An 18,189-nucleotide genomic window follows, 5' to 3' on the forward strand; every position below is an offset into this window, starting at 1 on the left:
CTGAAGACGCCAGATGATCCAAAGCGACCTCGCCGTCAATTTCTTCGTGGCCCTGTTCGCCCTGATCGACCCCATCGGCAATGTGCCGCTGTTCGCCGCCGCCACGGTGGGCGCCAGCGTCTGGGGCCGTCGGATGGTGGCGGTCTATATCGGCCTGTTCGTCCTGGGTTTCCTGACCTTCTTCTTCTTTTCGGGCCTGTCGCTGCTGCAGTTCTTCGGCATCTCCCTGCCGGCCTTCCGCATCGCGGGGGGCGTCATCCTGTTCCTGCTGGGCCTGGAGATGGCCCGCGACGACTTCACCGCCAGCTTCGCCGACGTGGCCGACGCCAGCGAACAGGTCCCCACCGCCCGCGCCTATGCCCGCAAGCGGTTCGAGCGCCTGATCGTGCCCTTCGGCATGCCATTGCTCATCGGCCCCGGCGCGATCTCGACGGTGGTGATCTATGCGTCGGAGGCCAGGGCCTCGGGCCTCGCCGGCGCCTTGGCGGGGCTCGTGGCCATCGCCGGGGTGTCGTTCACGGTGGTCATGGCCTTCTGGGCCACGCCCCTGATCACGCGCCTTTTGGGCCGCATCGGCCTGACCATCGTGGTGCGGGTGCTGGGCCTGATCCTCTGCGCCATGGCGGTGCAGTTCATCATCATCGGCGCCGCTGACGCCACCCGCGGCATCATCCGCTACGAGGCGGCCAGTCCGTATGCCGACGGCCGCTAGGCCTTGCGGAAACGGCTCTGCTGGCTGGCCATCAGGGCCAGAGCCCAGTCGTCGGGCAGGATCTTGGCCAGGGCCGTGATCGCCTTGTTGGGCGTGCCCGTGACGCAGACCGGGCGGTTGGCCTCGGCGGCCTCGTAACCCGTGGCCGCCACCTCGTCGGCGCCCAGCCACATCCAGGGCGGGGTCGAGCCTTGGGTCTGCTCGCGCGTGCCGTTGACGTCGTGGAATTCCGAATAGGTGAAACCGGGACACAGGGCGCTGACATGCACCCCGGTCGACAGGTTCTCCAGATGCAGGCTCTGGGAGAACTTCACCAGGAAGCTTTTGGACGCCGCATAGAGGGTGTGGCCCGCCGCGCCCGGAACCAGCCCGGCGACCGACGCGACATTGACGATGCGTCCGAACCGCCGCTCGATCATGCCCGGCAGGACGCGATGGGTGGTCTCGCACACCGCCGTGACCATCAGTTGCAGAAAAGCCGCCTGATCGGTCCAGGTGGTCTGGGCGTAGCTGCCCGGCAGGCCGTAGCCGGCGTTGTTGATCAGGGCGTCGATGACGCGACCCTGTTCCTCGACCCCGGCCAGCACGGCCTCGACCCCGCCGGGGGCGGCCAGATCACCGGGTACGGTCAGGGCCTCGACCCCGAAGCGCAGGGAGATTTCGCCAGCCAGCTGCTCCAGCCGGTCGGCGCGGCGGGCGGTCAGGGCGACGTCATAGCCGTGGGCGGCGTAGATGCGGGCGAAGGCGGCGCCGATGCCGGCGGAGGCGCCGGTGATCAGCGCAAGGCGTCGAGCCATGGGAAAAGCAAACCTCGTCTAGGACGGGGCGAGAGTGGCGCGCTCCGGCGAGCTAGGCAACAGCGCGGGGCGCTTCGGCCTCGGCCAGCAGGTCGGCGACGGTGATCTGGGCCAGTCGGTCGCGGGCGGCCTCGTCGGCGGCGGCCAGAACGCCGCGCACGGCGTCGGGAATCTTTTCGCCGATCGGGCAGCCCTTGGCCCCCGGCGGCGGGGTGCCCAGGTGGGTGCAGCCGCCGACGGCGCGCAGCACCTCGTCCAGGCGGATTTCATCAGCCGGCTTCAACAGCCAGGCCCCGCCGCTGGCGCCGGCGCGTGCGCCCACCAGTCCGGCGCGGCCGAGCATGGCGGTGACCCGCCGCACGACGACCGGATTGGTCGGCATGGAGGCCGCCAGCATGGCGCTCGCCACCGCCTTGTCAGGCGAAAACGCCTGTTTGTGGGCCAGATAGGCCAGCGCATGAGCGGCGACAGGGAATTTTTGGCTGTCAGACATCTTAGGTGGAACGTAAGGCTGTACGGCGCGCGTTCAATGGCAAACTACGCAAATGCGACGCTCCCGTCATTGTACGGCGCCCGGAAAGGGTGTATCGCGCGCCGCTCGATCATTGGGGCGCCGCCTGTGCGGCCTTGGCCCCGGAGGGATTGAATGGCTGATCAGGCCTCTGGCGGTTCCAACGGTTCCGCCGCTTCGGCGTCGGACGCCGCATCCCAAAATGGGCAGGGTCACGACGGCCACGGCCTGAAGGGGCAAGGGTTTTTCGCCCTGGCGCTCGGCTCGGTCGGCGTCGTGTTCGGCGACATCGGCACCAGCCCGCTCTACGCCTTCCGCGAGGCGCTGCACACCGCCGCCGCCGACGGGGTGACCCGCGCCGAGATTCTCGGCGTCGTGTCCCTGGCCCTGTGGGCCCTGATTCTGGTCGTGACGATCAAGTACGTCTTCTTCGTCATGCGCGCCGACAACAAGGGCGAGGGCGGGGTTCTGTCCCTGATGGCCCTGGCCCAGCGCGCCATAGGCAAGCGGACCACCACCGTCTTCGTGCTCGGGGTCATCGGCGCGGCGCTGTTCTATGGCGACGCGGTGATCACCCCGGCCATCTCGGTCCTGTCGGCGGTCGAGGGTCTGGGCACCATCCCGGCCCTTGAGGGCAAGATCAGCACCCAGCTGGTCATGCTGATCAGCGTGATCATCCTGGTGGGCCTGTTCATGGTCCAGAGCCATGGCACGGCCAAGGTCGGCCGCTTCTTCGGTCCGGTCTGCGCCGTGTGGTTCGTGACCATGTTCGGCCTGGGCGCTTACCGTTTCATCGAACACCCCGACGTGCTGATCGCGGTCAGCCCCCACTATGCGGTGATGTTCCTGGCCGACCACGGCCTGGTCGGCTTCCTGGTCCTGGGCGCGGTGTTCCTGACGGTGACCGGGGCCGAGGCCCTGACCGCCGACATGGGCCATTTCGGCCGCTGGCCGATCCAGGCCTCGTGGCTGTTCTTCGTCCTGCCCTGTCTGGTGGTGAACTATCTGGGCCAGGGCGCCTTCGCCCTCTCCACCCTGGACCGCGTCGCCGAGGCCGGGGGCGTGTTTCCCAACGCCAACTGGTTCTTCGAGATGGCGCCCGACGCCATCCGCCTTCCGGTGGTGATCCTGTCGGTCCTGGCCACCATCGTCGCCTCCCAGGCGGTGATCACCGGCGCCTTCTCCCTGACCCAGCAGGCGATCCAGCTGGGGCTGCTGCCGCGCATGGACGTGCGCCGCACATCGGAGCACCAGTCGGGCCAGATCTTCGTGCCGCAGATCAACTGGCTGATCCTGATCGGCGTCCTGGCCGTGCTGGTCAGCTTCAAGACCTCGTCGGCCCTGGCCCATGCCTATGGTCTGGCGGTCACCGGCACCATGGTCGTCACCACCCTGATGGCCTTCGTGGTCACCCGCCGTCTGTGGAAGTGGCCGCTGCCGCTCAGCCTCGCCTTCATCGGCCCGCTGCTGATGCTGGACTTCGCCTTCCTGACGGCCAACGCCCTGCGCCTGTTCACCGGCGGCTGGCTGCCCCTGCTGATCGCCGGCGGCCTGTTCCTGGTGATGAGCACCTGGGTCCGCGGCGCCCAGATCCTCACCGACAAGACCCGCCGCGACTCCGTGCCCCTGGTGGATCTGATGGGCATCCTGTCGGCCCGCGCGCCGCACCGCGCGCCCGGCACGGCGATCTTCCTGACCGGCGACCCGGACATGACCCCCGTCGCCCTGATGCACAATCTCAAGCACAACAAGGTGCTGCACGAGAAGAACGTCATCCTCACCGTGGCCACCGCCGAGACCCCCCGCGTGCGCGAGGAGGACCGGGTGCGGATCGAGAAGATCAACGACGACTTCAAGAAGGTGGTCATCACCTACGGCTTCATGGAAAGCCCCAACGTGCCCAAGGCCCTGGGGCTTTGCCGCAAGCAGGGGCTGAAGTTCGACATCATGGCCACCAGCTTCTTCCTGGGCCGCCGCTCGCTGGTGCCGTCGGCCCAGTCGGGCATGCCCCTGTGGCAGGATCGGCTGTTCATCTTCCTGATGCGCAACGCCGCCAACCCCACCGACTTCTTCAAGATTCCGCCCGGCCGGGTGGTCGAGCTGGGCGCGCAGGTGACCGTCTGATGGACACGCTCAACCTGATCATCGACGGCCTGTGGATCGCGGCCCTGTCGATCATGGCCGGCTCCGCCCGCCAGGCTTACGGCCGCATCCTGCCCGACACCCAGGTGCCCATGCAGTTCGGGTTCGACGGCCGGCCCACCTGGCGCGCGCCGAAGCTGTTCGCCCTGGCCTTTCAGCCCGTGGTGGCGACGCTTGTGTGGCTGGCCATGGTGCTCGCCGGACGCCTGGGAAGCGGCGAGAGCGCCATGCTCATGATCGGCTTCAAGGCGGTGTTCGCCCCCCTTCTGGCGCTGGTCAATCTGTGGTGGCTGCGCAAGGTGATGACCATCCTCGACGACGAAGGTCAGCTTAGGGGTTGACCTAGGGGGCCGGGCGCCCTTGAACGCGCGCGACTTCCACAACCTTTGCAAGGACGCCGCGCCCATGGCCGCCGACAAGCCGATCAAGAAAGTGGTCCTCGCCTATTCGGGCGGCCTGGACACCTCGATCATCCTGAAGTGGCTGCAGACCGAATACGGCGCGGAGGTCGTGACCTTCACCGCCGATCTGGGCCAGGGCGAAGAGCTGGAGCCGGCCCGCAAGAAGGCCGAGCTGCTGGGCATCAAGCCGGAAAACATCTTCATCGAGGACGTGCGCGAGGAGTTCGTGCGCGACTTCGTCTTCCCGATGTTCCGCGCCAACGCCGTCTATGAAGGCGTCTATCTACTCGGCACCTCCATCGCCCGCCCGCTGATCGCCCAAAAGCAGATCGAGATCGCCCGCAAGGTCGGCGCGGACGCCGTCTGTCACGGCGCCACCGGCAAGGGCAACGACCAGGTCCGTTTCGAGCTCGGCTATTACGGCCTGGAGCCCGACATCCACGTGATCGCTCCCTGGCGCGAGTGGGACTTCAAGAGCCGCGAAGCCCTGCTGGAGTTCGCCGAGAAGCACCAGATCCCGATCGCCAAGGACAAGCGCGGCGAGGCGCCCTTCAGCGTCGACGCCAACCTGTTGCACTCCTCGTCCGAAGGTAAGGTCCTCGAGGACCCGGCCGTCGAGGCCCCGGAATTCGTCCACATGCGCACGATCGCGCCCGAGGACGCCCCCGACAAGCCGCACGTCTTCACCATCGACTTCGAAAAGGGCGACCCGGTCGCCATCGACGGCGTCAAGCTGTCGCCCGCCGCCCTGCTGACCAAGCTGAACGAGCTGGGTCACGACAACGGCGTCGGTCGCCTCGATCTGGTGGAGAACCGCTTCGTGGGCATGAAGTCGCGCGGCGTCTATGAGACCCCCGGCGGCACGATCCTGCTGGCCGCCCACCGGGGCATGGAATCCATCACCCTGGACCGCGGCGCCATGCACCTGAAGGACGAGCTGATGCCCAAGTACGCATCGCTCATCTACAACGGCTTCTGGTTCTCGCCCGAGCGCGAGATGCTGCAGGCCGCCATCGACCTGTCCCAGAAGAATGTCACCGGTCAGGTCCGCGTGAAGCTGTACAAGGGCAACGTGACCGTCATCGGCCGCACCAGCCCCTACAGCCTGTACGACCAGGATCTGGTGACCTTCGAAGAAGGCAAGGTCGCCTATGACCACCGCGACGCCGGCGGCTTCATCAAGCTGAACGCCCTGCGCCTGCGCGTCCTCGCCAAGCGCGACCAGCGTAGCCAGTAAGGTTTAGGCGCAGCGGTTGTAGGGATAACGATCCCGGATCATCCGCTGGAAGAACCGGCCCTTGGAGGGTGCGCGGACGAAAGCGTCCCGCACCCTTTGCGGCACGCCGACATAGACATACTCGTCGCCGTCGATGAATCGCACGAAGAGCTTTCCGTGCTCGGTTTCGTAATCGATGGCGGAAATGGCGGTCGAGTCCACGGGCATGGCGGATCTCCATTGGGGCCTTGCGCCTCTAGAACGTCATGAGCCCGCCCTGCGGTTCCAACCGCCAGGCCTTTCGCCCTTGGGGCGAAGCGTGACAGCATCCCCGCAAAAGGGAGGCTGAACCAAAACATGCAACAACCGCACAACCTGATCGCCCTGATCACCCTGCTATCGCTCGTCCTGCTGGTCTGGAAGATCGCGCGGGTGGGCAAGGCGCGCATGCGCTTCGGGGTCGAGGCCCCGGCTGTCACCGGGCACCCCGAGTTCGAGCGCCACTTCCGCGTCCAGATGAACATGATCGAGGGGCTGGTGGTCTTCCTGCCGTCCCTGTGGCTGTTCGCCATCTACTGGAACGACCTGTTCGCCGCGGGCCTGGGGGTGCTCTTCCTGATCGGCCGCGTGGTCTACATGCTGGCCTATGTGAAGGACCCGAAAAGCCGCTCGCTGGGCTTTGGCCTGCAGGGCGTGGCCATGCTGGTGCTGCTGATCGGCGCGATCATCGGCGCGATCCGGGCCATGATGGTCACCGGCGGCGTCTAGGGACTGGGCGTGGCCTGGCCGGCCTCGCTGGCCAGGCGGCGCTAGAAGAAGTCGTCCGAAACCCAGACCGCCGCGGCCAGTCCGACGATCAGTTCGCCGGTGCTGATCGTGGTCATGGTGTCGATTTCGACCCCGCGCAGGTTGGCGGCCATGCCGGTGACGGTCAGGTTGGTCACGTTGCTGTCGCCGCCGATCACGATGTGAACGTCCTCGCGACCGTCGCCGTCCATGTCAAAGCCGATTCGCCGACCGTTGATCGAGGCGCCGACGAAGCTGGAGCCGTCCGGCGTGACGAAGGCGCTCAAATCCACCTGGTCCGTCACGCTGACGATCCGGGGCGGATTGGCGTCGTTGGCGAACTGCAGGCGATCGCCCTGGCCCTCGTTGTAGTCGAGGATGACTCCCGCGCTGACCGAGGCCGCGGCGGGACGCCAGTTGATGATGAAGATGTCGGCGCCCTGGCCGCCGTTGGCCACCACGCGCGAGCCCATGGCGAACTCGTCGGCGCCGTTGTCGCCGTCGAAGCGGGTGAAGCCGGCAGGATCGATCACGCCGCTGTCCGCGCCGCCGCCCTTGTTGCCGGTGTTCTCGACGCCAGGCTCTGCGCCGGGCGGGGCGATGGTCGGGGGATCGCCGCCGCCGCCCGCGGGCTCACCATCCACCGGGGCCGCCGCGACGGGCGTCGGCTGAAGCATGGCCGGCTCTGGCGCGGCGAAGGCCGGCAGCGGCGCGGCGGCGGCTGCGATGGCCGCGGCCGCGGCGGCCGGCTGGAACTGGATGATCTCGGCGGTGACCACGCGCAGGGGCGCATGCGGCGCCGCCGGTTCGGCGAAGACATGCAGCGGCGCTTCGGCCGCGGGCGAGGTCAGCTCGTCGGACGCGTTGAAGGCCGCGGCGCGATCCAGCGCGTCCGCGCCGATCGGATCGTAGCGGGGCGCCATTTCGGCGCGCAGGGGCGCCTGTGCATCGTCATGCAGATGCTGCGCGCCGGCGATCAGGGTGAAGGGCGCGTCGTTGGGCAGCACGTCGGCCAGGATGGGCTGCACCCCGCCCACGCGCGCCGGCGGGCGCTGCTGGATGAAGGCCGCGGCGGTGAAGACGTCCGACGCCTCGCGCACCATGCCGTCGAACATGCGGTGGATGATCACGCGGCCGCCGATGCGGGCGATGTGCAGGACGACCTCTTCGCGGTCGTCGGTGGCCACGCACCAGGGATCGCCGTCGTCGGCCAGCCCGAACATCAGGTTGGAGCCCGTCCGATCCCCGGTCAGGGCGGCGGCGATTTCTCGCAGCTGCGCGCGCTCGCCGACGGTCCAGTCGCCGTCAGCCAGTCCGCGGCCCATGAATTTGAGGATTGTCGCCAACCGCTAGTGCCCCTCAGCCCGCCGCCTTTTCCCGCACGTCCTTTGTGCGGGGCTCATCCGTGAACAGCAGGCGGTGCAGCTCGGGTTCATAATACCGCAGCAGGGTGCGAGCGAAACCCTTCGGATCCAGGCCCAGGGCGTCCGCCCAGGCGGCCTGCATTTCGATCGGCACGCGTCCCAGCCCGCTCTCCACCTGCGAGATGAAGGTGTAGTAGCGCAGGTTCACACGTTCCGCGAGCCCCGCTTGCGTCAGGCCGGCGGCTTCCCGCGCGGTCTTCAGCCAGCGGCCGGCCTCCTGACGCAGACTCTTGGTCTCCGCTGCACGTGCTGGATCAACGGCCTGTCTCGGCATTTCACACCCGGTCTTGCATGGGGCGTAAACACGCGACACTCGCAAAGCCCCGCTTCAAAGGTATCCAGTTATTACGTAACCCACAAGGGGCGGACCAGCCGGCGAAAAAGCCGCACTTTAGGATTTACTTATCCAGTAAGAACTATATGGTGATTTCGACGACGCACCGCCGAGGCGCTTAGCGTACTGCCCGGCAGCGACGTCCATTCCTGGGGTCGCGGTTCCTCCACCCCATTCTGCGAATCGCGGCTCCGGCGTCCGTCCCTCCCTCGGGACGGACGCCGCCCCGGAAAACGCCCGGACTTACCCCTATCCGGCCCTTGACGGTCACGCTTGCGCGGCGGAAGGAGCGGACATGGTCCTTCCCGTCGATCCCGCCCGCTACGGCGCCTTCCTGTCGGTGATGGCGGTGATGGCCGCCACCCCTGGTCCCGCCAACCTGTTCGCCATCGCCAACGGGGCGGAAAAGGGCAAGGCCGCCGCTGTCATCGGCGCCGTGGGCATGAACAGCGCCTCCCTGGTCTGGTTCGCTGCCGCGGCCCTGGGTCTTGGGGCCCTGGTCGCCGCCTTTCCGCAGGTCTTTCACCTGCTCACCTGGCTGGGGGCGGCCTATGTGGCCTGGCTGGGGGTCAAATCGCTGCTCAAGGCCTGGAAGGATCGCGGCGAGCCGCAGGAACAGGCGCACATCAAGACCGGCCGCTCGGCGTTCCGTGACGGCTTCATGGTCCAGATCGCCAACCCCAAGGTCCTGCTGTTCTTCACCGCCGTCCTGCCGCCCTTCGTGGACGTGAACCGTCCCGTGGCTCCGCAGATGGCCATGTTCGCCGCGGCGGCGGTGTCCATGGACATGATCAGCATGACGTCCTACGGCCTCGGGGGCGCCGCCCTGGCCGCACGGATGACCGAGCCGAGGTTCCGCCGGATTTTCGCCGTTTTCGTCGGCGTTCTGCTGATTGCGGCCGCCATTCTCATCTTCCTGCGCGGATAGACGTATCTGCTGGGAGAAGAGTTCGGGTGGGCTTGCGCAACCGGCGCCGCTGCGCATGTGTTGTGAGAGATAGAAAAAGACCGCGCCTTTGGAGGACGCGAACATGAAAGCCAGATCCCTCGCCATCGCCGGCCTTCTGGCGGTCGCCGCCACCGTTTCGGCCTGCGCCACCGCCACGCCCTATCAGCCCAATGTTCCGGGCCAGACCGCATCCGGCGGCTTTTCGGAAATGCGCATCGAAGCCGACCGCTTCCGCGTCAATTTCGCCGGCAACAGCCTGACCTCGCGCGATACGGTCGAACGCTACCTGCTCTACCGGGCGGCCGAACTGACCGTCGCCGAAGGCTATGACTGGTTCGAGCTGGCCGACCGCAAGACCGACAAGACCAGCCGCACCTATATCGACCGCGATCCCTTCTACAATCGCTGGTCCTACAGCTACTGGGCCCCGTCCTGGAGCTATTTCGGCCCCCGCATGGGCTGGCGCAGCTGGGACCCCTATTGGGGCGACCCCTTCTGGGCTGACCGCATGGACGTGCGCACGGTCAACAAGTTCGAAGCCAGCGCCGAGATCGTCCTGCGCAAGGGCCCCAAGCCCGCCGACCGCAACGCCTTCGACGCCCGCGAGGTGATCGCCAACCTTGGTCCGTCGATCCAGCGCCCGCCGATGAGCTAAGGTCGGCCACGAACTGAATAAGAACGGCGGGCCCTTCCGGTCCCGCCGTTTTCGTATCAGCGCGGCGCCATGCGGATGCCGCCGTCCAGGCGCACGTCCTCGCCGTTGAAATAGCCGCACTCGATCATGGTCACGGCCAGCTGGGCGTATTCGGCGGGGTGGCCCAGGCGCTTGGGGAACGGCACCGAGGCGGCCAGGGCGGCTTTGACGTTCTCAGGCGCGCCATTCATCAGCGGGGTGTTGAAGATGCCCGGCAGGATGGTGTTGACCCGGATGCCGTCGTTCATCAGGTCCCGCGCGATAGGCAGGGTCATGCCGATCACACCGCCCTTGGACGCCGAATAGGCCGCCTGGCCCACTTGGCCGTCCTCGCCCGCCACGCTGGCGGTGTTGACGATGGCGCCGCGCTCGCCGTCCTCCATCGGCTCCAGGTCCAGCATGCCCTTGGCCGACTTGGCGATGCAGCGGAACGTGCCCACCAGATTGATCTGGATGATCCGGTCGAACGCATCGAGGGGGAAGTGCTTGGTCTCGCCCGTGCCCTTGTCGCGGCTGGCGGTCTTGATGGCGTTGCCGGTGCCGGCGCAATTGACCAGGATGCGCTCCTGGCCATGAGCGGCGCGGGCCTTTTCGAACCCGGCGTCCACGTCGGCGTCCGAGGTCACGTTGACCTTGCAGAACACGCCCCCGATATCCTTGGCCACGGCCTCGCCGGCGGCTTCGTTCATGTCGAAGATGGCGACCTTCACACCCTTGGCCGCCAGGGCGCGGGCGGTGGCCTCGCCAAGGCCGGATGCGGCGCCGGTGACCACGGCGGCGATTGTGTTGTCGAGCTTCATTGGACGTCTTCCCTGCAAGTGCGTTTAATGACTTTGGAGGAACCCATACAAAGATGAGCGCGCAAGCCAAGCCGTCACCCGACGTCAACCAGGCGTTGGATTCGTCGAAAGCCCTGGTTCCCGCCGTGGTGCGGGTCAACGAGCAGCGCGTGGCCCGGGGCTTCTGGCCCAAGATCGCCCGCACCGCCGGCAAGATTCCCTTCGCCGCCGACGCCCTGGCGGTGTTCTGGGCCGCCCGCGATCCGGCCACGCCGCGCAAGGCCAAGGCCCTGATGTTCGCGGGCCTGGCCTATTTCGTCCTGCCCACCGACGCCATCCCGGACATCCTGGCGGGGGTCGGCTTCACCGACGACGCGGCGGTCATGGCCGCCATGATCGCCCTGGTGGGCCGCCACCTGAAGGCCAGCCACAAGCAGGCCGCCCGCGAATGGCTGGAGAAGAAGGGCCAGGGATAGGGGACTCTGGAGACCGATACTCTCGCGACTCTGGAACCCCTGAGGGAGACATCGATCCCCTCGCGCCGCGATCTTGTCCTCCCGCGCCACGCGCGGCGTATACTGTTTGTATGAAGGATCGAAAAACCCGCGCGCCATGGGCCGGCTTGGCTTCCTTCGCGGCCCAAAGTCCCTTCCTCCGCCCCGCCAGACCGTCGCCTGTCCCCACCCATCGGCGGCCAGTCGTTATGCTGGAGACAGTCGCCCCTTGCCGCCGAACGGCGTGATGCTAGACCTTCGTCAAAATAGCGGGGGAAATGCATGAGCACGGCGACGGACAGCGCCTCGGTCAAGGAAGGCGCATCCATGCGCACGGTGGTGGCGGCCTCGTCCGCCGGCACCGCCTTCGAGTGGTACGACTTCTTCATCTTCGGAGCCCTGACCCAGGTCATCTCCAAGACCTTCTTCGCGGGCCTGAACGACACGGCGGCCTTCATCGCCGCCCTCGCCCTGTTCGGCGCCGGCTTCGCCTTCCGCCCGCTGGGGGCGCTGATCTTCGGGCGCATCGGCGACCGGGCTGGGCGCAAGGGCGCCTTCCTGATCACCGTCTCGATGATGGGGGTGGCCACCTTCGCCATCGGCCTGCTGCCCACCTACGGCCAGGTCGGGATCATCGCGCCGATCCTGCTGGTCCTGCTGCGCATCATCCAGGGCACGGCCCTGGGCGGTGAATATGGCGGCGCGGCGATCTACGTGGCCGAGCACGCGCCCGCCAACAAGCGCGGCTGGGCCACGGCCTGGATCCAGACCTCGGCGGCCTTCGGCCTGCTGGGAGCTCTGGGGGTCATCCTGGTCACCCGCACCCTGCTGGGCGAGGAAGCCTTCACGGCCTGGGGCTGGCGCATCCCGTTCCTGGTCTCGTCGGGCCTTTTGGCCATCTCGATCTTCATGCGGCTGAAGCTGACTGAAAGCCCCAGCTTCCAGGCGCTCAAGGCCTCGGGCGGGGAATCCAAGGCTCCGTTCAAGGAAGCCTTCGGCGAGTGGAAGAACCTCAAGCTGGTCCTGCTGGCCTTCTTCGCCATGATGACCGCCCAGGGCGGCGTCTGGTACACGGCCTTCTTCTACAGCCAGATCTTCCTCGAGAAATTCCTCAAGGTCGCCCCGACCACGGTCAACGCCATGATCATGGTGGTGACCCTGGCCAGCGCTCCGCTCTACGTCTTCTTCGGCTGGCTGTCCGATCACGTCGGGCGCAAGTGGGTGATGCTGGGCGGCATGGTCCTGGCCACCGCCCTCTATTTCCCCGGCTTCCATCTGATCACCCAGTACGCCAACCCGGCCCTGGCGGAGGCGCAGCAACGCACCCCTGTCACCGTCATCGCCGACCCGGCCGCCTGCTCCCTGCAGTTCGACCCGGTGGGCAAGGCCGCCTTCGTCACCTCCTGCGACATCGCCAAGGGCGCCCTGGCCAATGGCGGCGTGTCCTACAGCAACGAGGCCGCCCCGGCCGGGACCGTCGCTTCGGTTCGCATCGGCCAGGCGGTGATCCCCTCGGTCGAGGGCGCCGGCCTGTCCGCCGCCGAACTGAAAGCCGCCAAGGCCACGGTCGAGAGCGACATCAAGGCCGCCCTGACCGCCGCCGGCTATCCCGCCGTCGCCGATCCGGCGCGTATCAATCTGGTGGCGGTCTTCGCCGTCCTGATGCTGTTCACCGTGGCGGCCACGGCGCTCTATGGCCCCATGGCGGCGGCGCTGGTGGAGCTGTTCCCGACGCGCGTGCGCTACACGGCCCTGTCGCTGCCCTATCACATCGGCACCGGCTGGATCGGCGGCTTCCTGCCCTTCACCGCCTTCGCCATCGTGGCGGCCACGGGCGATATCTATGCGGGGCTCTGGTACGGGGTGTTCTTCACGGCGCTCAGCGCGGTGACCACCCTGTTCTTCTTGCCGGAGACCAACGGCAAGCCGCTCGACTAGCTAGCGGAACCGGCTGGCGGCGCGGCCCACCTGGTCCGCCGCCAGCACCGCCGCCACCGCCAGAACCGCCGAGGCGGCGCACAGGATCGCCGCCCGCGTCTCCCCGCCCGGGGTCTGAACCGCGGCATAGATCGCCGCCGGCAGGGTCAGGGTCTCGCCGGGGATCGCCGCCACGAAGGTGATGGTCGCGCCGAACTCGCCCAGCGCCCGGGCGAAGCCAAGCACCAGCCCCGCTCCTATCCCCGGGGCTGAAAGCGGCAGCAGAATGCGCACGAAGCGGGCGACGCGGCCGGCGCCCAGGGTGCGGGCCGCCTCCTCCACCTCGGCGTCGATAGCCTCGATCGACAGGCGGATGGGCCGCACCATCAGGGGAAAGGCCATGATGCCGGCGGCCAGGGCGGCGCCCGTCCAGTCAAAGGCGAAGACGATCCCGACCTTCTCCAGCGCCGGCCCCAGCAGGCCGCGCCGCCCAAACAGCACCAGCAGCACGAACCCTGTCGCCACCGGCGGGATCACCAGGGGCAGGTGCAGGGCGGCGTCCAGCAGGTTGCGGCCGGGAAATCGCCCCCGCGCCAGCGCCCAGGCCGCCAATATGGCCGGCGGCAGGCCGGCCACGGCCGCCACGGCCGCCACCTTCAGGGACAGGAAAAGGATCGCCAGATCGCCGGGCTCCATGCGCCCGGACTATCAGGCCGCCTTCCTAGGCGCTAGGCGCGGCGAGCAGGACCTCGACCTCGACCTTGGCCTTGATCAGGGCGCGCAGGTCGTCCGGGTCCACCGGCCCGGTGATGACCCGCGCCACCTGAAGGCCCTGGTCGGCGTGGGCGATCAGGCCCTTGACGTCGATCTCGGCCGGATCGATCCGCTCGGCGTCGCGGCGGCTCAGGCTGAGGATCTGCGGATCGGCGTCCTCGTCGGCGATCAGGATGTCGGCCGCCGCCAAGGTGCGGGCGGCGCGCAGGGTCAGAAGGTCGGCAGGACCCCGCCCGGCGATGTAGCGCACGCGGCCCTTGACCTTGCCGCCCTGGGCCAGGGCGTCCAGCAACTGGCGTCCCGCCTCGTCCATGTCGCCATCCATGGCGATCTGGGCGATGGGGCCGTTCAGGACCTCGCGCATGAAGAACCGGCGCTTGGCCTGATCGGGCAAGGCCTTGCGAACGGCGATCTGGTGCTTGTGCAGCAGGGCCGCGACCCGCCCCGCGCCTTCGGGCACCCTGGCCTCGATGTCGCTGCGCAGCAGAGACGACAGCAGGGGCGCGGCGCCGGCCGTGCCGACCGCGGCGACGACCTCGCCCCGATCGATGACGGCGGGGGTCTGAAAGTCCGACAGCTTGGGCTTGTCGACCACGTTGATCATGGCGCCCGCGGCCTTGGCGGCCTCGTGGGCGGTCTCGGCGAACAGGTTGTCGCCGGCGATGAACACCAGGGTCGCTTCAAGATAGGGCGTACGGGTGAAGGCCTCGGGCGCTTCGATGCGCACGACCTGGGCGGGCGATCCGGCGAAAAGCCGGGCTTTCGCCTCGGCCGCCTCGCCTGTGCCGGCGATGACGATCTTGGCGCCTTTCAAGGGAAAATAGGCGGGAAAAGCTTCCACTCGGGCCTCTTACACACACGCTGAAACCATTGCGGCCCCTCACCGCATGGCGACGCTTAGCCGCACATCGTGAATTTTCCACTCGCGCCTGCAAACTTAACCGAGTCAACATGTGGTGATGCCAACCGGAGGACGTCCCATGGCCATGACCCTGCAGGTGAACGGACGCGCCATCAGCGTCAAAGCCGATCCCCAGACGCCGCTGCTATGGGTCTTGCGCGATGAACTGGGCCTGACCGGCACGAAATTCGGCTGCGGCGTGGCCCAGTGCGGGGCCTGCACCGTGCACGTGGACGGCCAGCCCATGCGATCCTGCCAGACGCCGATCGAACTGGTGGCGGGCGGCCAGATCACCACCATCGAAGGCCTGGGCGGGACGCACCCGCTGCAGCAGGCCTGGGTCAAGCATGACGTGCCCCAGTGCGGCTACTGCCAGTCGGGCCAGATCATGAGCGCCGCGGCCCTGCTGGCCCAGGCGCCCCAGCCCACCGACGACGACATCGACGCGGTGATGAGCGGCAACATCTGTCGCTGCGGCGCCTATCAGCGCATCCGCACCGCCATCAAGGACGCCGCCGGAGCCGCTAGCGCCCCGACGCCGCCGGCCAAGGCCTGAGGGAGCGCGCCATGAACAAGATTATCGACGCCAAGGCGCTCAAGGGCTCCACCCGCCGCGAGGTGGTGATCGGCGCGGCCCTGGTGGGCGGCGCCCTGACGGTGGGGGGCTGCTCCCCCGCCGACATCCTGTCGGTCGGGACCAATAATGACTTCGGGGCCTTCGGGCCGTTCCTGAAAATCGCGCCCGACGGCGTGGTCACGGTGATCTCCAAGCACATCGAATTTGGCCAGGGCAACCACGCGGGTCTGGCCGCCATCGTGTCCGAAGAACTGGACGCCGACTGGTCGAAGGTGCGGGTCGAGCAGGCCGCGGCCAACACCAAGGTCTATATGAACACGGGCATGGGGGCGCAGGGCACCGGGGGTTCCTCGGCCATCTCCAACAGCTGGGAACAGCTTCGCAAGGTCGGCGCCAGCGCCCGGGCCATGTTCGTCCAGGCGGCGGCGGCCAAATGGTCGGTCCCGGCCGCCGAAATCTCGATCAAGGACAGCGTCGTCAGCCACGCGGGCTCCGGCCGCTCGGCGGCGTTCGGTGAACTGGTCGCCGACGCCGCCAAGATCGCTCCGCCCGAGACCCCGGTCCTGAAAGACCCCAAGGCCTTCACCCTGATCGGCTCAGACCGGGTTCGCCGCAAGGACGCCGTGCTCAAGAGCACCGGCCAGGCGCGCTTCACCCAGGATGTCCGCCTGCCGGAGATGCTGACGGCGGTGGTGGCCCATCCGCCGCGCTTCGGCGCCATCCCCCAGAACTTCGACGCCGCCAAGGCCAAGGCCGTGCCCGGGGTGATCGACGTATTCTCGGTCAAGTCCGGCGTGGCGGTGGTGGCCGACAGCACCTGGGCCGCCCTGCAGGGCCGCGCGGCGCTGAGCGTCACCTGGGACGAGGGCAAGGCCGAGAAGCGCGGCTCCGACGCCCTGGCCCAGACCTTCCGCGACATCGCCGCCGGCAAGGGTGACGAGATCGAATGGCAGGGGTTCGACAGCAAGGGGGCGGTGGGCGATCTGTCGGGGCCGGACGTGCTGACCGCGGCCTATGACTTCCCTTATCTCGCCCACGCGACCATGGAGCCCATGAATTGCGTGGCTCAGGTCAAGGGCCGCAAGGTCAAGCTGACCTTCGGCTCCCAGTTCCCGACCCTGGATCAGCTCAACGCCGCCAAGATCGTGGGCTGCCTGCCGGGTTCGGTGGAGATCGAGACGCTTTACGCTGGCGGCTCCTTTGGCCGGCGCTGCAATTTCCAGTCTGACTACGTGGCCGAGTGCGTCCGCATAGCCAAGAAAACCAACGGCCGGCCGGTCAAGCTGGTTTGGACGCGCGAGGACGACCAGCGGGCGGGCTATTTCCGCCCGCTGACCCACCACGCCGTCGCCGTGCGCCTGGACAAGGATGGCTATCCCGCCGCCTGGCGCCATCGCATCGTCACCCAATCGATCATGAAGGGCTCGCCCATGGGCGGCGGCAAGGGCCCGGAAGCGCCCGCCGTGGAAGGCGCCATGGGCTCGCCCTATCTGAAGGCCACGCCCGCCGTGGACGCCCAGGTCGCTCTGCCGGAGGTCGGCGTGCCGGTGCTGTGGTGGCGTTCGGTGGGCGCGACCCACACCGCCTACGCCATGGAGCACACCATCGACCAGTTGGCCCGCAAGGCCGGCAAGGACCCCGCCGACTATCGCCGGACCCTTTACCAGAAGGCCGGCTCAGGCCGCCATCTTGCGGTGCTCGACCTGCTGGTGGAGCGTTCCGGCTGGAGGACGCCCGCGCCCGAGGGCTGGGTGCGGGGCCTGGCCGTCCATGAAAGCTTCGGCTCGGTGGTCGGCCAGGTGGCCGAGGTGAAGCTGGAAGACGGTCAACCGCCCAAGGTCGGACGGGTCACCACGGTGGTTGATTGCGGGACCGCGATCTCGCCCGACCAGATCGCCGCCCAGATGGAGGGCGGGACCTGCTACGGCCTGTCGGCGGCGCTTTACGGCCAGATCACCCTGATCGACGGCGTGGTGCAGGAGAGCAATTTCGACACCTATCGCGTCCTGCGCATGAACGAGGCGCCGACGGTCGAGACGCACATCCTGCCTTCGACCGCCGCTCCGTCCGGCGTCGGCGAGCCGGGCACGCCGGTGATCGGGCCGGCGGTGGCCAATGCCATCTTGGCCGCCACCGGCAAGGCGACCTTCAGTCAACCGTTCGTAAGGGCGGTCTAGGTCGGCGGAAGGTCCACGTCGAACAGCACGCCCTGGTCCTTCGTCGGGATCAGGGCGAGCCGATCGCCCAGCGCGTCGAGCACCGCTCGCGCGCCCTGGTCGCCGGTCAGGTCGCGGAGCTGGGCGAACAGCGCCCGCGACAGCAGGGCCGGGTGGCCACGCCGGCCATCGCACACCGGCGCCGCGGCGACCGCGCCCTTGTCCAGCGCTTCGGCCAGGGGCTCGAGAACATCGTGGGGAATGCGCGGCATGTCGCCGAGAAAGATGAAGGCCGCCCGGCAATCGTCGCCCAGCGCTCCAAGCCCGGCGCGCAGCGAGGCCGACAGGCCCTCGGCGTGGTCGGCGGCATAGACCAGGCGCAGGCGTCGCGATTCGCCCCAGCGCCGGGCGAAGGCCAGGGCGGCGTCCTCGACCCTGTCGTCCGCGCCAAGCACCACGGTGACCCCTTGGGCCGGGGCGGCGAAGGCGGCCCCCAGGGCGCCCTCGATCAGCAGGCGGCCCTCGAAGTCCGAAACCAGCTTGCCGCCGCCGAACCGGCTGCCCAGCCCGGCCGCCAGAACAATCGCTTCAAGACCCCTGCGCATCATCGCGCCCCTGTTTCCAA

Annotated in this window: 20 protein-coding genes; 11 read left to right on the forward strand and 9 right to left on the reverse strand. The window is 68.1% G+C overall.

What is annotated here, in order from left to right; genetic code table 11:
• The first annotated feature begins 13 nt into the window (after positions 1-13).
• Positions 14-712 carry a MarC family protein gene (locus tag O5K31_RS00475; protein WP_269715172.1) on the forward strand — a complete coding sequence of 233 codons (699 nt, stop codon included), beginning with the start codon at positions 14-16 and terminating at the stop codon, positions 710-712.
• Here O5K31_RS00475 and O5K31_RS00480 read toward each other — a convergent pair.
• Positions 709-1,509, reverse strand: a complete 801-nt coding sequence (locus O5K31_RS00480; RefSeq protein ID WP_269715173.1) for an SDR family NAD(P)-dependent oxidoreductase — start codon at positions 1,507-1,509, stop codon at positions 709-711. The genes O5K31_RS00475 and O5K31_RS00480 overlap by 4 nt on opposite strands.
• Before the next feature lie 52 nt (positions 1,510-1,561).
• Positions 1,562-2,002 (reverse strand): Rrf2 family transcriptional regulator, encoded by a 441-nt coding sequence (locus tag O5K31_RS00485; RefSeq protein ID WP_269715174.1) that lies wholly within the window; start codon positions 2,000-2,002, stop codon positions 1,562-1,564.
• Positions 2,003-2,155: 153 nt separating this feature from the next.
• Between O5K31_RS00485 and O5K31_RS00490 the strand changes: the two genes are divergently transcribed.
• The 3 genes from O5K31_RS00490 to O5K31_RS00500 all read left to right on the forward strand — a co-directional run bounded on the left by O5K31_RS00490 (position 2,156) and on the right by O5K31_RS00500 (position 5,800).
• Entirely contained in the window at positions 2,156-4,144 is a 1,989-nt protein-coding gene (locus O5K31_RS00490) for a potassium transporter Kup (RefSeq protein WP_269715175.1), read from the forward strand.
• The gene (locus O5K31_RS00495) at positions 4,144-4,503 is read left to right on the forward strand and encodes a hypothetical protein (RefSeq protein ID WP_269715176.1); all 360 of its coding nucleotides are present in this window, start codon (positions 4,144-4,146) and stop codon (positions 4,501-4,503) included. Before O5K31_RS00490 ends, O5K31_RS00495 begins: the two co-directional genes overlap by 1 nt.
• Positions 4,504-4,567: 64 nt before the next feature.
• The gene (locus tag O5K31_RS00500; RefSeq protein WP_269717120.1) at positions 4,568-5,800 is read left to right on the forward strand and encodes an argininosuccinate synthase; all 1,233 of its coding nucleotides are present in this window, start codon (positions 4,568-4,570) and stop codon (positions 5,798-5,800) included.
• A 3-nt stretch (positions 5,801-5,803) separates the two neighbouring features.
• On the opposite strand, the gene O5K31_RS00505 is transcribed toward O5K31_RS00500, so the two are convergent.
• Entirely contained in the window at positions 5,804-6,007 is a 204-nt protein-coding gene (locus O5K31_RS00505; protein WP_269715177.1) for a KTSC domain-containing protein, read from the reverse strand.
• Positions 6,008-6,136: 129 nt separating this feature from the next.
• Between O5K31_RS00505 and O5K31_RS00510 the strand changes: the two genes are divergently transcribed.
• On the forward strand, positions 6,137-6,547 hold the full coding sequence (locus tag O5K31_RS00510) for an MAPEG family protein (RefSeq protein ID WP_269715178.1): 411 nt from the start codon (positions 6,137-6,139) through the stop codon (positions 6,545-6,547).
• 41 nt (positions 6,548-6,588) lie between these two features.
• Here O5K31_RS00510 and O5K31_RS00515 read toward each other — a convergent pair whose 3' ends face one another.
• Positions 6,589-7,911, reverse strand: a complete 1,323-nt coding sequence (locus O5K31_RS00515) for a hypothetical protein (protein WP_269715179.1) — start codon at positions 7,909-7,911, stop codon at positions 6,589-6,591.
• A gap of 13 nt (positions 7,912-7,924) precedes the next feature.
• Entirely contained in the window at positions 7,925-8,263 is a 339-nt protein-coding gene (locus tag O5K31_RS00520) for a helix-turn-helix domain-containing protein (protein WP_269715180.1), read from the reverse strand.
• Between the two features lie 355 nt (positions 8,264-8,618).
• Here O5K31_RS00520 and O5K31_RS00525 point away from each other — a divergent pair, with 355 nt between their 5' ends.
• Both O5K31_RS00525 and O5K31_RS00530 read left to right on the forward strand, forming a co-directional pair.
• Positions 8,619-9,251 carry a LysE family translocator gene (locus O5K31_RS00525; RefSeq protein ID WP_269715181.1) on the forward strand — a complete coding sequence of 211 codons (633 nt, stop codon included), beginning with the start codon at positions 8,619-8,621 and terminating at the stop codon, positions 9,249-9,251.
• A gap of 103 nt (positions 9,252-9,354) precedes the next feature.
• Positions 9,355-9,927, forward strand: coding sequence for a CC0125/CC1285 family lipoprotein (locus tag O5K31_RS00530; RefSeq protein ID WP_269715182.1), 573 nt, complete (start codon positions 9,355-9,357; stop codon positions 9,925-9,927).
• Between the two features lie 56 nt (positions 9,928-9,983).
• Here O5K31_RS00530 and O5K31_RS00535 read toward each other — a convergent pair whose 3' ends face one another.
• Positions 9,984-10,766, reverse strand: a complete 783-nt coding sequence (locus O5K31_RS00535) for an SDR family NAD(P)-dependent oxidoreductase (protein WP_269715183.1) — start codon at positions 10,764-10,766, stop codon at positions 9,984-9,986.
• 53 nt (positions 10,767-10,819) lie between these two features.
• Between O5K31_RS00535 and O5K31_RS00540 the strand changes: the two genes are divergently transcribed.
• Positions 10,820-11,221, forward strand: a complete 402-nt coding sequence (locus O5K31_RS00540; RefSeq protein WP_269715184.1) for a YkvA family protein — start codon at positions 10,820-10,822, stop codon at positions 11,219-11,221.
• Between the two features lie 300 nt (positions 11,222-11,521).
• Positions 11,522-13,177: an MFS transporter gene (locus O5K31_RS00545; protein ID WP_269715185.1), complete on the forward strand. Its 1,656-nt coding sequence runs from the start codon at positions 11,522-11,524 to the stop codon at positions 13,175-13,177.
• Here O5K31_RS00545 and modB read toward each other — a convergent pair whose 3' ends face one another.
• Positions 13,178-13,852, reverse strand: coding sequence for a molybdate ABC transporter permease subunit (gene modB / locus O5K31_RS00550; protein ID WP_269715186.1), 675 nt, complete (start codon positions 13,850-13,852; stop codon positions 13,178-13,180).
• A 25-nt stretch (positions 13,853-13,877) separates the two neighbouring features.
• Positions 13,878-14,771: an NAD(P)-dependent oxidoreductase gene (locus O5K31_RS00555; RefSeq protein WP_269715187.1), complete on the reverse strand. Its 894-nt coding sequence runs from the start codon at positions 14,769-14,771 to the stop codon at positions 13,878-13,880.
• Positions 14,772-14,910: 139 nt separating this feature from the next.
• Here O5K31_RS00555 and O5K31_RS00560 point away from each other — a divergent pair, with 139 nt between their 5' ends.
• Together O5K31_RS00560 and O5K31_RS00565 are read left to right on the forward strand one after the other, a co-directional pair.
• Entirely contained in the window at positions 14,911-15,387 is a 477-nt protein-coding gene (locus O5K31_RS00560) for a (2Fe-2S)-binding protein (protein ID WP_269715188.1), read from the forward strand.
• An 11-nt stretch (positions 15,388-15,398) separates the two neighbouring features.
• Complete coding sequence (locus tag O5K31_RS00565; RefSeq protein WP_269715189.1) at positions 15,399-17,585, forward strand: xanthine dehydrogenase family protein molybdopterin-binding subunit; 2,187 nt, start codon at positions 15,399-15,401, stop codon at positions 17,583-17,585.
• Here the strand turns inward: O5K31_RS00565 and O5K31_RS00570 are convergent.
• Positions 17,582-18,169 carry a nucleotidyltransferase family protein gene (locus O5K31_RS00570; RefSeq protein WP_269715190.1) on the reverse strand — a complete coding sequence of 196 codons (588 nt, stop codon included), beginning with the start codon at positions 18,167-18,169 and terminating at the stop codon, positions 17,582-17,584. The genes O5K31_RS00565 and O5K31_RS00570 overlap by 4 nt on opposite strands.
• Positions 18,170-18,189 lie beyond the last annotated feature (20 nt).

The organism is Caulobacter sp. NIBR2454, from assembly GCF_027474405.1.
In the GTDB taxonomy this organism is placed as follows: Bacteria; Pseudomonadota; Alphaproteobacteria; order Caulobacterales; family Caulobacteraceae; genus Caulobacter.

Excerpts from the sequence above, each read along its gene's own strand:
- O5K31_RS00540 (WP_269715184.1), top strand. The coding sequence starts at position 10,820 with ATGAGCGCGCAAGCCAAGCCGTCACCCGACGTCAACCAGGCGTTGGAT.
- O5K31_RS00560 (WP_269715188.1), top strand. The coding sequence starts at position 14,911 with ATGGCCATGACCCTGCAGGTGAACGGACGCGCCATCAGCGTCAAAGCC.
- O5K31_RS00565 (WP_269715189.1), top strand. The coding sequence starts at position 15,399 with ATGAACAAGATTATCGACGCCAAGGCGCTCAAGGGCTCCACCCGCCGC.
- O5K31_RS00485 (WP_269715174.1), bottom strand. The coding sequence starts at position 2,002 with ATGTCTGACAGCCAAAAATTCCCTGTCGCCGCTCATGCGCTGGCCTAT.
- modB (WP_269715186.1), bottom strand. The coding sequence starts at position 13,852 with ATGGAGCCCGGCGATCTGGCGATCCTTTTCCTGTCCCTGAAGGTGGCG.
- O5K31_RS00490 (WP_269715175.1), top strand. The coding sequence starts at position 2,156 with ATGGCTGATCAGGCCTCTGGCGGTTCCAACGGTTCCGCCGCTTCGGCG.
- O5K31_RS00480 (WP_269715173.1), bottom strand. The coding sequence starts at position 1,509 with ATGGCTCGACGCCTTGCGCTGATCACCGGCGCCTCCGCCGGCATCGGC.
- O5K31_RS00525 (WP_269715181.1), top strand. The coding sequence starts at position 8,619 with ATGGTCCTTCCCGTCGATCCCGCCCGCTACGGCGCCTTCCTGTCGGTG.
- O5K31_RS00520 (WP_269715180.1), bottom strand. The coding sequence starts at position 8,263 with ATGCCGAGACAGGCCGTTGATCCAGCACGTGCAGCGGAGACCAAGAGT.
- O5K31_RS00530 (WP_269715182.1), top strand. The coding sequence starts at position 9,355 with ATGAAAGCCAGATCCCTCGCCATCGCCGGCCTTCTGGCGGTCGCCGCC.
- O5K31_RS00500 (WP_269717120.1), top strand. The coding sequence starts at position 4,568 with ATGGCCGCCGACAAGCCGATCAAGAAAGTGGTCCTCGCCTATTCGGGC.
- O5K31_RS00495 (WP_269715176.1), top strand. The coding sequence starts at position 4,144 with ATGGACACGCTCAACCTGATCATCGACGGCCTGTGGATCGCGGCCCTG.
- O5K31_RS00570 (WP_269715190.1), bottom strand. The coding sequence starts at position 18,169 with ATGCGCAGGGGTCTTGAAGCGATTGTTCTGGCGGCCGGGCTGGGCAGC.
- O5K31_RS00510 (WP_269715178.1), top strand. The coding sequence starts at position 6,137 with ATGCAACAACCGCACAACCTGATCGCCCTGATCACCCTGCTATCGCTC.
- O5K31_RS00475 (WP_269715172.1), top strand. The coding sequence starts at position 14 with ATGATCCAAAGCGACCTCGCCGTCAATTTCTTCGTGGCCCTGTTCGCC.
- O5K31_RS00545 (WP_269715185.1), top strand. The coding sequence starts at position 11,522 with ATGAGCACGGCGACGGACAGCGCCTCGGTCAAGGAAGGCGCATCCATG.
- O5K31_RS00535 (WP_269715183.1), bottom strand. The coding sequence starts at position 10,766 with ATGAAGCTCGACAACACAATCGCCGCCGTGGTCACCGGCGCCGCATCC.
- O5K31_RS00505 (WP_269715177.1), bottom strand. The coding sequence starts at position 6,007 with ATGCCCGTGGACTCGACCGCCATTTCCGCCATCGATTACGAAACCGAG.